This window comes from Wolbachia endosymbiont (group B) of Protocalliphora azurea (assembly GCF_947251865.1).
GTDB lineage: Bacteria > Pseudomonadota > Alphaproteobacteria > Rickettsiales > Anaplasmataceae > Wolbachia.
The window spans coordinates 1516650-1532040 of record NZ_OX366394.1; the positions used below are offsets into that span (position 1 = coordinate 1516650).

General features: G+C 34.4%; 16 protein-coding genes and 2 tRNA genes. 11 read left to right on the forward strand and 7 right to left on the reverse strand.

What is annotated here, in order from left to right; all coding sequences use genetic code 11:
- Positions 1–756 carry an alpha/beta hydrolase gene (locus tag OPR35_RS07220; protein ID WP_007302377.1) on the forward strand — a complete coding sequence of 252 codons (756 nt, stop codon included), beginning with the start codon at positions 1–3 and terminating at the stop codon, positions 754–756.
- Between the two features lie 42 nt (positions 757–798).
- Here the strand turns inward: OPR35_RS07220 and OPR35_RS07225 are convergent, their stop codons facing one another.
- Both OPR35_RS07225 and OPR35_RS07230 read right to left on the reverse strand, forming a co-directional pair.
- Positions 799–2712 (reverse strand): ATP-dependent helicase, encoded by a 1914-nt coding sequence (locus tag OPR35_RS07225; RefSeq protein ID WP_265024843.1) that lies wholly within the window; start codon positions 2710–2712, stop codon positions 799–801.
- A 113-nt stretch (positions 2713–2825) separates the two neighbouring features.
- Positions 2826–3251: a WD_0964 family protein gene (locus tag OPR35_RS07230; RefSeq protein WP_052265004.1), complete on the reverse strand. Its 426-nt coding sequence runs from the start codon at positions 3249–3251 to the stop codon at positions 2826–2828.
- Between the two features lie 186 nt (positions 3252–3437).
- On the opposite strand from OPR35_RS07230, the gene OPR35_RS07235 reads away from it, so the two are divergent.
- From OPR35_RS07235 to ccmE, 8 genes are read left to right on the forward strand one after another with little or no spacing between them, the layout of a single operon-like run.
- Complete coding sequence (locus tag OPR35_RS07235; protein WP_052265005.1) at positions 3438–4025, forward strand: NADH-quinone oxidoreductase subunit J; 588 nt, start codon at positions 3438–3440, stop codon at positions 4023–4025.
- Positions 4016–4324: an NADH-quinone oxidoreductase subunit NuoK gene (gene nuoK / locus OPR35_RS07240; RefSeq protein ID WP_006012916.1), complete on the forward strand. Its 309-nt coding sequence runs from the start codon at positions 4016–4018 to the stop codon at positions 4322–4324. The genes OPR35_RS07235 and nuoK overlap by 10 nt, the downstream gene beginning before the upstream one ends.
- Entirely contained in the window at positions 4321–6177 is a 1857-nt protein-coding gene (gene nuoL, locus OPR35_RS07245) for an NADH-quinone oxidoreductase subunit L (protein WP_052265006.1), read from the forward strand. The genes nuoK and nuoL overlap by 4 nt, the downstream gene beginning before the upstream one ends.
- 3 nt (positions 6178–6180) lie before the next feature.
- Positions 6181–7623: a complex I subunit 4 family protein gene (locus OPR35_RS07250; protein WP_265024844.1), complete on the forward strand. Its 1443-nt coding sequence runs from the start codon at positions 6181–6183 to the stop codon at positions 7621–7623.
- The gene (locus tag OPR35_RS07255; protein ID WP_012481968.1) at positions 7620–9005 is read left to right on the forward strand and encodes an NADH-quinone oxidoreductase subunit N; all 1386 of its coding nucleotides are present in this window, start codon (positions 7620–7622) and stop codon (positions 9003–9005) included. Before OPR35_RS07250 ends, OPR35_RS07255 begins: the two co-directional genes overlap by 4 nt.
- A gap of 4 nt (positions 9006–9009) precedes the next feature.
- Positions 9010–9846 (forward strand): biotin--[acetyl-CoA-carboxylase] ligase, encoded by an 837-nt coding sequence (locus OPR35_RS07260; protein WP_007302384.1) that lies wholly within the window; start codon positions 9010–9012, stop codon positions 9844–9846.
- The gene (locus tag OPR35_RS07265; protein WP_007302385.1) at positions 9843–9980 is read left to right on the forward strand and encodes a CcmD-like small membrane protein; all 138 of its coding nucleotides are present in this window, start codon (positions 9843–9845) and stop codon (positions 9978–9980) included. Before OPR35_RS07260 ends, OPR35_RS07265 begins: the two co-directional genes overlap by 4 nt.
- Entirely contained in the window at positions 9964–10356 is a 393-nt protein-coding gene (gene ccmE, locus OPR35_RS07270) for a cytochrome c maturation protein CcmE (protein WP_012481969.1), read from the forward strand. Before OPR35_RS07265 ends, ccmE begins: the two co-directional genes overlap by 17 nt.
- Positions 10357–10431: 75 nt before the next feature.
- Here the strand turns inward: ccmE and OPR35_RS07275 are convergent, their stop codons facing one another.
- The 4 genes from OPR35_RS07275 to OPR35_RS07290 all read right to left on the reverse strand — a co-directional run bounded on the left by OPR35_RS07275 (position 10432) and on the right by OPR35_RS07290 (position 13202).
- A complete protein-coding gene (locus OPR35_RS07275) occupies positions 10432–10896 on the reverse strand; it encodes a hypothetical protein (RefSeq protein WP_007302387.1) in 465 nt (154 codons plus the stop codon).
- A gap of 94 nt (positions 10897–10990) precedes the next feature.
- The gene (locus OPR35_RS07280) at positions 10991–11434 is read right to left on the reverse strand and encodes a hypothetical protein (RefSeq protein ID WP_007302388.1); all 444 of its coding nucleotides are present in this window, start codon (positions 11432–11434) and stop codon (positions 10991–10993) included.
- A gap of 46 nt (positions 11435–11480) precedes the next feature.
- Positions 11481–12926, reverse strand: a complete 1446-nt coding sequence (locus OPR35_RS07285) for a magnesium transporter (protein ID WP_007302389.1) — start codon at positions 12924–12926, stop codon at positions 11481–11483.
- Between the two features lie 200 nt (positions 12927–13126).
- Positions 13127–13202, reverse strand: a tRNA-Ala gene (locus tag OPR35_RS07290).
- Positions 13203–13502: 300 nt separating this feature from the next.
- Here OPR35_RS07290 and OPR35_RS07295 point away from each other — a divergent pair.
- Positions 13503–13575, forward strand: a tRNA-Lys gene (locus tag OPR35_RS07295).
- Between the two features lie 17 nt (positions 13576–13592).
- Positions 13593–14846, forward strand: a complete 1254-nt coding sequence (nuoF, locus tag OPR35_RS07300) for an NADH-quinone oxidoreductase subunit NuoF (RefSeq protein WP_007302390.1) — start codon at positions 13593–13595, stop codon at positions 14844–14846.
- Positions 14847–14868: 22 nt separating this feature from the next.
- Here nuoF and infC read toward each other — a convergent pair whose 3' ends face one another.
- Positions 14869–15387, reverse strand: coding sequence for a translation initiation factor IF-3 (infC, locus tag OPR35_RS07305; RefSeq protein ID WP_007302391.1), 519 nt, complete (start codon positions 15385–15387; stop codon positions 14869–14871).
- Positions 15388–15391 lie beyond the last annotated feature (4 nt).

Here is a 15391-nt window from a genome sequence, read left to right on the forward strand (position 1 = left end):
ATGAATTATTGTAAATTACTCGATGGAAGTAATGGCCATATAGCATATCGAAAGCTACAAGGAAAGAAGGCTTCTATAGTTTTTTTTAGTGGTTTTGCATCCAATATGGATGGAACTAAAGCAACTGCCGTTTACAAATTTTGCCAAGAAAATGATATAGCACTTGTGCTCTTTGATTATTTTGGCCATGGTAATTCAAGCGGTGATTTTGCTGATTATACAATAAGTGATTGGCAAAAAAATTGTGCTAAAGTGATAAGTGAATTAACTAGCAATAAACAAATAATTATAGGTTCAAGTATGGGAGGATGGCTGATGCTGCTCACTGCTCTTCAATTTCCAGAAAAAATTGCAGCATTAATCGGCATATCGTCTGCTCCTGATTTTACTGAAGATTTGATATTCAAGCAATTGTCAGGCAAGCAAAAAGAAGAACTAGGTTCTAAAGGTGTAATAGATTTTACTTCGGAGCATTGTGCATACAAAATAACTAAAAATCTGATCGAAGACGGTAGAAAGAACCTTCTTTTAAACAGAGAAGCAATAGATATAAACTGTCCTGTGCGCTTATTGCATAGCATTAATGATAAAGATGTTCCTTATCAAACTTCATTGAATTTAGCTGAAAAAATTAAGTCAACAGACGTTGAAGTACACTTAATAAAATCAGCAGAACACAACATGTCTGATAATCATTCACTGAAAATTTTATTTAAGACCATCAGAGAATTTTTGCCAGGAGAAATATATAATTGAAGTAATTCAGATGTGTTTGTCGTAAGAGCTGCAGTCATAGCTTCAACAGTAGGCACTATTCTTGATCACCTCAACATTTTCTCTTGGCAATTCTTTAATAAATCGAGAAGTGCTCATTGGTTGCCACTGATTATTAATTTCCCTCCTATCTGCACATGAAATGATCAACCTTTCTTTTGCTCTAGTTATGCCAACATATGCAAGTCTTCTCTCTTCTTCCAAAGCTTTACCACTTTTATCTTCAAAAGATCTTTGATGAGGAAATAATCCTTCTTCCCAACCAGGTAAAAACACGCACGGGAATTCAAGCCCTTTAGCCGCATGAAGAGTCATAACATATACAGTGTCATCGCTATTCATATTATCCACTTCCATCACCAAACTAATATGCTCCAAGAAGGTTATAGTGCTGTCAAAATTCTTCAAAGATGAAATGAGCTCTTTAACATTTTCTATTCGCGCTAAACCCGTCACTTCTTCATTCTCAAGCATTTCCATATATCCTGATTGATTTGCTACGATTTTAACAAATTCATGCAGTGGTTTTACGCTTACTATTTCTTCCCAAGCTTTAATTTTATTTAAAAAATCATTTAGTGAGAGTTTAATTCTTTCGGTTACTTGATCACTATTAACCAATATTTTTGCTGCCTCAAAAAAAGAAATTTTGTTATCCTGAGCAGTCGTGTATATTTTCTTTAGAGTTGTAGCTCCTATGCTTCTTTTTGGACGATTTACGATCCTTTCAAAAGCGAGATCATCATTATTATTTGTAACAAGCCTCAAATATGCAATTATATCCCTTACTTCTTGACGTTCGTAGAATTTTACGCCACTTATAATCTTATAGGGAATTGAATATTTTATAAAATACTCTTCGAGAACTCTAGTTTGAAAAGTAGCCCTGACGAGCACTGCAATATCACTAAATCTGTATTTATTGAGTTTTAATATCTGTTCGCTTATGAACCTTGCTTCAGCCTTTCCGTCCCACAATTTGATTAGATTTACCTTTTCGCCTTCAATGTTTGTTGTCCACAATTTTTTTTCTAAGCGAGTCTTATTGTGATTGATCACATATGATGCAGTTGCAATTATGTGGGATGTTGACCTGTAGTTACACTCCAGTTTAACGGTTTTTGCATTTTTAAAATCATCGGAAAATTTCAAAATATTTTCAACTTCTGCACCACGCCAACTGTATATCGACTGGTCATCATCTCCTACACAGCAAATATTTGAATGCTCTTTTGCAAGGTATTTTAGCCAAAGATATTGTATTGCATTTGTATCTTGATACTCATCTACCATGACATACTTAAACTTGTTTTGGTAGTAGGACAGAACCTCGGTCTTTTTATTAAAAAGTTGTATGTTATATAACAATAAGTCACCAAAATCAACAGAGTTAAGGAATTTTAACCTTTCCTGATACTGGTAATAGACTTTAAGTGCAGTTACGTAAACTGGCCTAAATGATTGAACATCTTCCACTTCAGACGGCAATAAGCACTTCTCTTTCCATTGCTGAATAATATTCATAATGGTCTTATATTTTTCTGATAGGTAATCAGGATTTATTTCATTGATAATATTTTTTATTACCTGTAATTGGTCATCCACACCAATGATTGTAAAATTGGGGTTTAAGCCCACAATTTCTGCGTGCATGCGCAAAATTTTTGCTGCAATTGCATGGAAAGTGCCAAGCCATGGTATGTTTGTGCCCGTTAGCTCAAGTACCCTTGATACCATCTCATTTGCTGCTTTATTTGTAAATGTAACTGCTAATATCTCATCAGAATAAGCGTGACCGTTTCTAATTATGTGTGCTATTCTTGAAGTAATCGTTCTTGTTTTTCCGGTTCCGGCTCCTGCCAGTATCAAAACTGGCCCATTTATGTTAGTTACAGCTAATTGCTGTTCTGGATTTAACAGTGAGAGATAATCGTTCATTGAAGCTCTATAGATTATAACTTTATAAAGTTAAACCTATGATCCAAATATTGTAAAGGTCTTATTGAACATAACATTCAACTCATTCAAGTACTAGATATTTAAGCGTAGATCTATCTTGTTGGGGTAGCTTCAAGTGTATGGTGAGTAACAACAACTTGATTTGAGATATTGGCATCAAAACTTCTGCTTGTTTGATGAATAGGTGGAGTTTGAAATGGCTTAGGCTTACGATTCAGTTCCTTCATCTTTATTTCCTCAGCTTTAATAGGAAGTTTTTCTGGAACATAGAAGTTATGAATTTCAGCTCGTTCAGTGAAATTTTCATATGTTGCTTTCAACCAAGCTCCAATATCATATATAAAACCATATGCTTTTTCTTTAAATTCTATCAATGATCTACTGAAACTTGCTAATGTGTTATTAAAGTAAATTGTCATATAGTCTCTTGTGGTGTATTGATAACCTTCTCCATTTAATCTGCTATTTTGTGCGTTAGAACTATTGTTGCTTTTGAAGTAACCAAATATGTTGTACATTTTGAGCTACCGCTGACTATTAATATACATACATTATATATTAATAAATCAAGATTGTCAAGAGTGTTTATTGCATTACTGAGGAGTTGAAGCTTGTAGTACGATATTTTCAAATCTTTAATATAGTATTGACTTTACAGCAACAATTACCTTAAGTTAGTAACTATTGTTGCAGTTAAAGTATCGATGCCTTTTTTCTTTTATTTTTTTGCAATTCTCAGCATTTTATCTGCTGTATGCGTAATTAGTGTAAGAAATCCTGTGCATGCAGTATTATTTTTAATTTTCACCTTCGTTAACTCTGTAGTTCTTTTCATTCTCCTTGGAGCTGAGTTCATTGCTATGATGGTGATGATAGTATACATCGGTGCGGTTGCGGTGTTGTTCCTCTTTGTAGTTATGATGCTCGATATTGACTACATAAGGTTGCGCCAGGGTTTTGCAAAGCATTGCACTCTTGGTGCTATGTTGTGTGTTGTGTTTTTTCTAGTCATCAGCTTTGTAATCCGCAGCTCAGCACCGAATATAAGCAATGTTATAAACTATAATACCAATAATGTGAAAGCTATTGGTAATTTGCTGTATACCGACTACATGTACGCTTTTCATCTTTCTGGTATTCTGCTGCTTGTTGCAATTGTCGGTGCAATTGCTCTTACTTTGCAGGACAAGAAAAAAGGAGTTAAAAAACAGAATGTATTAAAGCAATTGACACAATCTTCATCTGTAAAATTAGTTAAGGCTAAATTTGGAAAAGGAGTAGAATGGAAATAGGATTAAATCACTTTTTGATAGTTGCTGCTGTTTTGTTCACTATTGGAGTGTGCGGTATTTTCATCAACCGTAAGAGCATAATCAATATATTGTTATCAATAGAAATATTATTGCTGGCAATTAATATCAACTTAGTTGCTTTTTCTGCCTTTATGAATGATATAGTTGGGCAAATTTTTGTGATGTTTGTGTTGACTGTTGCGGCAGCAGAGTCAGGAGTTGGGCTTGCAATATTGGTTGTATATTATAGAAGCCGTGGCAATATAGATGTTGAACAAGCAAATTTAATGAAAGAATGATGGATATACTGAAATTAATAGTATTTTTGCCACTCTTTGGTTCGCTGTTTGCAGCACTTTTTAGAAGAGGTGTTTTTAGTCAGTTAGTTACAACGGCAGGGATTGGAATATCTGCAGTTTTATCTTGGTATGTTTTTCTCACCTTCTCTGAAAATTATCACTTGAGTTTATTTCCTTTATTTTCATTAAGTGTATTAAAAGTAAATTGGGCAATTAGTGTGGATGCTCTCTCATCCTTAATGCTTATTGTTATTACCACCGTTTCACTGGTAGTACATCTCTACTCTATCGGTTATATGGAGCATGATAAGGGGAAGTCGAGGTTTTTTTCTTACCTATCGCTATTTACGTTTTGCATGATTGTGCTGGTTGTAAGCGATAATTTCGTGCAGCTTTTTTTTGGCTGGGAAGGGGTTGGCCTATGTTCTTATTTACTCATAGGATTTTGGTTCCAAAAATATTCTGCAAATAATGCAGCAATTAAAGCATTTGTTGTGAATAGGGTAGGAGACTTTGCACTATTGATTGGAACCTTTCTTATTTATTATACATTTCACTCTTTGAATTTTACTGAAGTTTTTGACACAACTGATCTTCTTGGCACGCAGAACATTAGGGCATTCTGCTGTGAATTCAAAGTAACTCATATAATATGCATATTACTTTTTATTGGCTGTATGGGTAAATCTGCACAGCTTGGTTTACATGTTTGGTTGCCAGATGCAATGGAAGGGCCAACCCCTGTTTCTGCACTCATTCACGCAGCAACGATGGTAACAGCAGGTATATTTTTAGTAGCAAAATGTTCTCCATTATTTGAGCTATCAAATGTGGCACGAGAATTAATAGTTATTGTTGGGGCACTTACTGCTTTCTTTGCAGCTACGGTTGCGATTACTCAGAACGATATAAAAAAAATAATTGCTTATTCAACCTGCAGTCAACTTGGTTATATGTTCATGGCATGTGGGCTTTCTGCTTACAATGTTGCTATTTTTCATTTAATGACACACGCTTTTTTTAAAGCTCTACTATTTCTTGGTGCTGGCAATGTGATTCATGCAATGCATCATGAGCAAAACATTCAGAAAATGGGAAATTGCTGGAAGAAAATCCCTTGCACTTATACTCTCATGTGGATTGGATCTCTTGCGCTTTCTGGAATATTTCCATTTGCAGGTTTTTACTCAAAGGATTTGATAATTGAACATGCTTATAGCACGGATAGCTTTGCTTTTGTAATAAGCTTAGTTGTTGCATTCTTCACAGCGTTTTACTCTTGGAGGTTATTGCTTCTTGTGTTCCACAGCCAAAAACAAAGTAAAATTAATATACATGAGGCACCAAAGATTATGCTTATACCATTACTGATACTCGCTTTTGGATCAGTATTTTCTGGAATATGGGGAGCAAATATTTTGAACATAACTAGTAATGCGTTTTGGAAATCAAGTTTAGTGATGATTGATGAGCATGGAGTTCATAATTTCTTTATAAAACTACTGCCAACCTTAGCAAGCCTAAGTGGAATAGCACTTGCGTGCCTAATTTACCAATATCAAGTAATTAGGCAAATTAAGAGTAAATTTTTACTTAAGTTTTTGCAGAATAAATGGTACTTTGATGAGGTGTATGAGTTTGTTATAATTGCACCGATAAGGTTTATATCTAGGCTTCTATGGAAGTTTGATGTTAAGGCTATTGATTCATTTGGACCAAATGGTGTTGTAAGGTTGGTTAATGAATGTTCAAAAAGTTCTATAAAGTTACAAACTGGTTATATATTTGATTATGCATTTATTATGTTTGTTACTTTAATAATCGGTGCTTTATATATTATTGGAATTAAATAGAAGGTGTTGTTACTTAGTATATTCTTGCTTCCACTGATAGGAGCGTTGATTTTATCCTCGATCAGGATTAATCATCAATCTATACACCTAAAATTCCTTGCCCTATTTTTTGCTATACTTCCATTTTTGCTTAGCATTGTAGCTTGTATAGAATTTGATTATAACAATGCGGACTTTCAGTTTGTCAGCTATCCAATCAAGAATGTAGGAATAGGGATAGATGGTATATCGTTGCTTTTCCTTCTGCTTACAACTTTCTTGTTTGTAATTTGTATACTCTATAACTGCAAAATGAGTTATACGACCCTAAAAGCCTATATGGCATTATTTCTACTGCTTGAGAGTTTTGTAGTCGGTTTTTTCGTTTCACTGAATGCTATAAGCTTTTATGTGTTTTTTGAAGCTGTTTTAATACCAATGTTCTTTATTATTGGCATTTGGGGAGGGAAGCAAAGGATATATGCGACGTTTAAGTTATTTCTTTATACATTAACTGGCTCATTATTATTTCTGCTTGGATTGGTGTATATCTATAGTACTTTTGGGACGTTTAATATACAAAAATTAGCTACATTAGTGCCAAGCCTTGATCTTGAAGTGCAGTCATTGCTGTGGATTACATTTTTTATTTCTTTTGCAATAAAAGTACCTATGTTTCCATTTCACACTTGGCTTCCTGATGCGCATGTGCAATCACCAACTTCTGGATCTGTGATTTTAGCTGGCTTGCTTATTAAAATGGGGGGATATGGATTTTTAAGGTTTTCTATTCCAATGCTTCCTCAGGCAAGTTTGTATTTTTCAAATTTCGTTGTTGTGCTGAGCATTATTGCGGTGATATATGCTTCTCTAGTTGCGTTTGCTCAAGATGATATAAAGAAGTTAATAGCTTATTCTTCAATAGCACATATGGGGATCGTTACTGCTGGCCTCTTTTCATTTTGTGAGGAAGGAGTACTGGGTAGCATATTTCAAATGATTAGTCATGGCCTTATTTCTGCTGCTTTATTTTTATGTGTTGGAATGCTATATACTCGAACTGGAACTTTGGAGATTGCAAAATATTTTGGCATAGTAAACACAATGCCAAAATTTGGTTTTATGTTCATTTTATTTTCAATGGCTTCAATAGGGCTACCTGGAACATCTGGGTTCGCAGGTGAGTTTTTGGCTATGGTTGGGATGTTTAAGAGCATAGGGTTTTTTACAGGATTTATCGCACTTGGCACTATTTTAAGCGCAGTTTATATGCTGAATTTATGTAAGCAAATAATATGGGGGGTTAGCTATTCTAAATTATTAAATAACCCTTTGGATAGCATAGAATTTTCTGTCTTAATTCTGCTTGCAGTGTTTGTTATTTTGCTTGGATTTTACCCAACCCTTGCACTGAATTATTTGAAGCCATGTATGGCAAATTTGTTAGTCAAATATAATGCGCTATGAATTATATACAGATATTGCCGGAAATGTTCTCTATTATCTCCTCGTTAGTGTTGCTACTGCTTGGGATTATATTTAACCGCAGAACTATCAACTTATTAGCACTTGGCTGCACAGTGGTAACTTTAATTATTTTAATTCTTTCGGCAGAAAACAATGAAATTTTTCTCTTTAATTCGTTGTTAAAACTCAATTTATACATCAGGTCAGCCCAAGGGTTAATTCTCAGCACAGGAATTTTAATACTTTTGATGCTGAATTTATCAAAATATGACTATAAATATGAATTTTCAATACTGATTCTTTTTGCACTGTTTGGCATGATAACTTTGGTTTCAGCAAATAGTCTGATCTCTTTTTATTTAGCTTTTGAGTTGATGAGTATATCTTTGTATGTTCTTGCGAGCTTTAATAAAGATTCGATTTATTCATGTGAAGCGGGAGTGAAATATTTTACACTCAGTGCACTATCTTCCTGCATTATGCTATATGGAATGTCGCTGCTTTATGGATATACAGGACAAGTCAATTTCTCTGAGCTCGGTTCATTCTTGCAAAACCATCAGATAACTTATGGAATAGTCTTTGGGTTAGTCTTTGTTCTAATTGGTTTGTGTTTCAAGCTTGCTATTGTTCCTTTTCATATGTGGGCTCCAGATGTTTATCAAGGTGCACCTACCATAGTAACTGCGTTTTTTTCTACGGCCCCAAAAGCTGCACTTGTAACATTTTTAATTCGATTGATGAATGAAGAGTTAGTAAATGTAAAAAGTTATGTTCAGCCTATTTTCTTATACGTTTCAGCATTGTCTGTGCTTATCTCAGCTTTTGGGGCTTTGCGTCAGCAAAACTTAAAAAGGCTGCTTGCTTACAGTTCAATTGGTCACATTGGTTTTATATTTGCTTCACTTTCTATTTTTACACAAGCAGGAACAGATAGTGCCTTAATGTATCTGGTGATATATATCATCACAAGCATAGGGCTATTCTCATATCTCGTACAAATTGACGATGATGATTGTGATATTGCAAATTTATCTGGTATAGGAAAAAAGCAACCAATTTTAGCATTCCATCTTTCTATACTATTACTCTCGATGTCGGGAATACCTCCACTTGCAGGTTTTATCGCTAAATTTTTTATATTCAAAAGTTTAATAAATTCTGGCTTTATCAGCCTGTCTTTGATCCTTGTAATATCGAGTGTGATATCATGCTACTATTATTTAAATATCATGAAAGTTATGTATTTTGATAAAGCTAGTGGTAATAAGGTTGCTTATTCTAAGAGTCTATTCATTATCACTTCAGTGGCTTCACTGATCAATCTCGTTCTTTTCTTGTATGTAGAAGATCTTGACTCACTCATTAAACTAAAGGGCTGACAAGGTGATCCTTGAAGGTTTTCGTATTTATCATTACAAAGAAGTTCCAAGTACTAATAAAGAAGCATTGGGTTTAATTGAGAAAGGGATATCAAATGAAACTGTCATTATTGCTGATAAACAAACAGAAGGCAGGGGACGCACTGGAAAAAGCTGGATTTCTCCAGAGGGTAATCTCTATGCGAGTTTGATAATTAACCAAGAAAAGGATGTCAGCAAATTGACAGAATTGACTTTTGTGACTGCTCTTGCTGTTGGAAATACTTTATTATCGTTAAATTTCTTGAATAATCAAACCCACTGCGGTGTCATTCCAGTGCGTGACACTGGAATCCATACTTTTTCTTCTGGATCCCAGTGTCAAAGCACTGGGATGACAAGAGATCAATTCATAAACGATCTCAATCTTCAACATAAATGGCCAAATGACATTCTAATCGATGGCAAGAAAATAAGCGGAATATTGGTTGAAAAAAAATCCAATTCAAATTGGCTCATTATAGGAATTGGAATTAATGTCAATCATGCGCCACTTCCAGGCACAACGTGCATTAGCAATTACGGTGAATCTGTGTCTAACATGGATCTGTTAAAGGAATTAATAATAAATTTTAATAAGCTAAGAAAGCAATGGCTATTTGATGGGTTTTATGCTATAAGAGAAATGTGGTTAAAAAAAGCATTCAAAATGAATGAGCAAATCAGTGTAAAGTTAGCTGACAAATTGTATGAAGGAATTTTTGCTGATATAGATAAAAGTGGTAAATTGGTGTTGCAGCAAAAGGATGGAAGCTTAATTTATTTTGATGCAGGTGAGTTATTTATTGGCAGTGCATTATGAATACATATGTAATTTTTGCTTACCTTATTAGTTTCATACTGATTGGTGGAAATTTGATTTTTACCGTTTCTTGCTATACTAAAAGTAAAAAAATTCTAGAAAGCCTGAAAGATAATAATGAAGAAGAAACATAAGCGATTACTTATAACTTCAGGAATTTTCTGCTTTTTAAGTTGTGCAGTTTTTTTTATTTTAACAACGCTCAAAGAAAATATCTCATTTTTCTATACAGTAAGTGAGGCAATAGTTTTACCAAATAATCAAAAGCCAATCCGTGTTGGTGGAATGATTGTTGAAAATAGCGTGATACGGAGCGAAAGCGAAGTAATTTTTCAGATGACAGATTTTAATAAGAGCGTTATGGTGAAATATCAGGGAATACTTCCACCAATGTTTTCAGAAAAAAGTGGTGTTGTTGTACAAGGTAAAATGTTTGATAATGGTACCTTTCTTGCAGATACGGTGTTTGCAAAACATGATGAGAACTATAAGCCGAAAGTCCTAAAATAGATTTCCTAATTCAGTTGTATTGAAATGGTATGTGAAAGAAAGCAACAGCCTGCTAGCAAGCTGTTACTTTCCTAACTACCACAATATATCAGAGTGAGTTGGTGCTTCCCATTCTACGTCATTATGGTCAATTATTGCTGCTTTTAATCCTTCAACTTCGCCCCTTAGGTGATCAAGTTCTTCTGCCCATGTTCTATAGTTTTGATTATTATCAATAAATCCATCCTGCTGAATTAACTTATTCAAATGAGATAAACCTTCGGCCAAGTGTTGGTTCATATCAATAAACTCTCCTCTAAGTTGTGCTATGTTCTCCATAATTGAGACACGCAAGCCCGAAACAAACTTCTCGTTTAAATCGCAGACTAACTTATCCATAACTTGATAGACGTAATGAATTGTTGCAATTTTATCTTCAATGTCCTCAAAGTTTGTGGGCTTAACTTCAACTTCTATATTGTCTATTTCTTTAAAGTTGAAATCGCTCATTTGGTTTATTGCTTCAAAGTTATTTTCGCTTTCTTGTTTACTATTATTCATGCTAACTCCTATAAAATTTTAAAATCAACTCAGCTACATTGAAATGGTATGTGAAAAGAGGTAACAGCCTGCTAGCAAGCTGCTACCTTTTTTATTAAAGCAATCCGTTCTCTTCGCCAGTAAATGCAGGAGCTCCTCCAATCTCTGGTATATCATCAAGTCTAGTCTGAAGATCTTTAAGTTTATCGTCTATCTCGCTTGTCTTTGCGCCTATGTTTTCTATAGTTAATGACAGTGGTGTTACTACGCCATTTGTAATCGCCTCACTTATATCGCCGTTATATTTATTAATACTTTTCATCAGACCATCATAAAAATTTTTAAGATTCTTAACGCTTATCGTGATTGCCGGTATAGCATTAATCTCTTCTTCTTTCATGACCTTGGTTATATCAATCCCATCCGGTTTGCTTTTAGTAGTAATCTTCTTTATTTCTGGTGTTACAAAATCTGGTTTATTAAACGCCGGCTTCTGAAGTTGTAATGTACTATTTAATTCAACTCCTTCACTAGAATATAATTTTGTACTTTTACTCATAATAGTTACCTCCTATAAAAAAACTACTTATCTTTATAAATCACTACTATACAAATAACAGTGAGTCATTATTAATGTCTACTATTGTGAAGTCTGGGGCCTGTCCAATTTCTGGCATATCATCCTTGATTTGCTTGAGCATCTCCTTGATTTCCTCGTTATGTTTATTCTGTTCTTCAAGTTTCTCTTTCAATGCATCAATAATAGCATTGGACTGATCTTTACTGCTAAGATCACCAATCACAGACATGACTTTCTCGTGAGGCAATTTGTGAATAATATCTTTCAGCTCTCCTGCACCTAAATTATCCAAAAGTTCTTTAAACTGCTCATTAGACATATTGCGAGCAAAAGCTTGAAGTTTGTCTGGGTTGTCAGCTAAAGACTTAATGATAATCTGAATCTTATTAGAATCAGTTAAATCTCGAGCTACTATTGCAAGTTTATCGTGGTCTAGTTTATTAATTAAATTATGTAACCTATCTCCTTCTAAAGTGTGTACTAGGGCTGGAAGTTGCTCAGACCACAATTCCTTGGAAAGAATGGTCAAATGGTGCTCATCTAAATCTTTTGCTAATTCTACAAGCTGATAATCGTCTATATTATTGATAAGTGCCTTGAACTGATCGACTTTTAAATGAGGTAAAATTTCTCTTACTTGCTCTGGATTTAATTCTCTCACTAGGGCTCCAAGCTGATCATCATTTAAAATAGGAATAATTATTTGTAATTTTTCTGGATTTAGTTCATAAGCAAGAATATGTAATTGGTGATTGGTTAAATGACTCACCAAAGTTTTCCATTGATTATCTGTTAAGTGCTTTACTAAGTTCTCTATTTGGACTTCACTAAGAGTATGGGTAAGAGTTTCTAACTGATCTTCTGTTAGTCCCCCAACAAAAATTTTAGCAAACACCTTTGATAGTATTATATTCTCTGGTATTTTAGATAATATATTTTTTACTGTTTCTTCACTGACGTCCAGCCCAATATATTGTAATGCCTGATTGTCAGGTGAATTAACAATATTTCCTTGATAATCTGAGAAATAATATTTATAAGTATCAGACAATTCTTCCTGTGTTACATAAATGTACTTAGATCTCTCAGATTTAATATCATTACGCAAAGTACCAGAACAACCTTCTTCGCAGTCTACAAAGTACGATTTCATTGATAGCTTGACTAACATATCATTATAATATACAAATGCACAACTGTTTTTTGTATAACATGGTTTATCTCTAGAAAAACTACCTTTCAAAGTATTTCCCTCTTCGTTCCTTATGCAATAAAAGGTATCTCCAAGGATGTTATTGCCGCATAATCTTATTGGTAATTCTATCGTTTCATCTTCTTTTCCCAGTTGCACAAGCTTAACTTTTTTAACCGATTGAAAAAGAGAAAATTCAGGCCAATAGACGTTGTTACCAAATCCTTTTGATAATTCCTCTCCGGGTACCATCTTAAAAACGCGTTTCTTGCTACTCATAAGTATTTCCTAATCAACTTAATTATAGCTATTCTAACATTTATTGATTAATTTATTGTTAAGTTAGTATATATCAGAATTATAATAACACACATTACTTGCATAAAGAAAAGTTATAGAAAGAGGGATTTTTTAGGAAACTAGTATAAAACACTCCTAGATTAAAATAAGCTGACTTTATGATACGCTAGAACCTATATTGGTGGAGGCAAGCGGGATCGAACCGCTGACCTTCTGCGTGCAAAACAGATGCTCTACCAGCTGAGCTATGCCCCCAATTCTTGCTTAAAGCATAAATCACTCACGCTGAAATGCAAGAAATATTTATTTGTGAGGCTATTGCTAAATAGTGCACAAATTCTGCATTTATGTATAATTCTCTATCTTTTTAGAGTTGTACGTCAGCTTTACCAAAATGAATCTTTGAATTAACAAGAAGTTTTCCTTCAAAAATTTTTAATTAAATTATCACTAATGCAGTACATTATGTAATTTATTTAACCACACATGAAAATTTTAGTTTGATTAAAACGGATAAAAACTATATTACTGTTTAGTGTAGCTGAAAAATAAAATGATCCCGTAGCTCAGCCGGTAGAGCAACTGACTTTTAATCAGTGGGTCACGCGTTCGAATCGCGTCGGGATCACTTAGAATCTTAAAAGCATGCTAAAAGAACAGGATAAAATATTCATAAACTTAAATGGTAAAGAAACACCACTACTTGAAGGTGCAAAAAAACGTGGTAGTTGGCAAAAAACAAAGGAATTACTGGATTTAGGATCAGAAAAAATCATTGATGAAGTAAAGAAATCTGGCTTGAGAGGTCGAGGGGGTGCAGGATTTTCTACTGGCCTTAAGTGGAGCTTTATGCCTAAAAATCCTTTAAAAGCGTATTTAGTAGTCAATGCAGATGAGTCAGAACCTGGTACGTGTAAAGATAGAGATATATTACGATATGAGCCACATAAGTTACTTGAGGGAATTCTTCTAGCTGGCAGAGCGATCAGCGCATCAGTTGCATATATTTATATCAGGGGTGAATTTTATAATGAATATTTAGTTCTAAAAAAGGCACTTGAGGAAGCCTATAAAGAAAACTTAATTGGAAAAAATGCCTGCAAATCAGGTTATGATCTTGATGTGTTTATCCATAGGGGTGCAGGAGCTTACATATGTGGGGAAGAAACAGCTCAACTCGAATCCATTGAAGGAAAAAAGGGCTTTCCTCGCATGAAACCTCCATTTCCTGCAGGTGTTGGACTTTTTGGTTGTCCAACTACAATAAACAATGTTGAAACTATAGCCATGGTTCCAGATATTCTAAATCGCGGAGGAGAGTGGTTTGCATCTCTTGGTAAACCAAATAATACTGGCACTAAGGTCTTTTGCATTTCAGGGCATGTAAATAATCCATGTAATGTTGAAGAAGAGCTCGGAATTTCACTGCGTGAATTAATTGAAAAATACGCAGGTGGAGTGAGAGGAGGTTGGGATAATTTACTTGCTGTAATACCTGGTGGGTCTTCAGTCCCACTAATTCCAAAATCTATATGTGATACTATTGAAATGGATTTTGATTCATTAAGGGCTGCACAATCAGGGCTTGGTACTGCTGCTGTAATAGTGATGGATAAATCAACTGACATAATAGCTGCAATAGAAAGATTATCACATTTCTATATGCATGAGTCCTGCGGACAATGTACACCATGCCGTGAAGGCACTGGATGGATGTGGAGGATTATGAGAAGAATGGTAGCAGGAAATATTAAACCTGGTGAAGTAGATAAGCTACTTGACCTTACAACTCAAATAGAAGGGCATACAATTTGTGCACTTGGCGATGCTGCAGCTTGGCCAGTTCAAGGATTAATCAGACATTTTCGTCATATAATTGAAGAGAGGATAGTAACTTAACTTATACTTTTAAATGATTTTACTACTTAGCAGCTAAAGTTAAAGAATATTGATTTCCTTCCCTTTTAGGTGCTAATTCTACTTTTGCAATATCTTCAGCGTCTCTAATTAGCCGTTCTAATTTTTTCAGTCCAACTTCAGTGTTTACAAGCTCTCTCCCTCTAAATCTCATTGTGACTTTAATTCTATGTCCATGCACAAGAAAATCCCTTGCTTGACGCAATTTTGTTTCGTAGTCGTGATCACCAATATTAGGACCCAGTTTAATTTCTTTTATAGTTAATGTTTTTTGTTTCTTTTTTGCTTCACTTGCCTTCTTTTTTATATCATACTTTTGTTTGCTATAGTCCAGAATTTTACATACTGGAGGAGTTGAATCAGGTGCGATTTCTACCAAGTCTAAATTAACACTTTGTGCAACTTCCAAAGCTTTTTCTATTGGAACAATTCCGACCATTTCACCACTATGATCAACTAAGCGTACCTCCTTAGCTGTGATGAGTTCATTAATTCTGTTTTTATTGTTCTTTTTGACTTGCAAATTT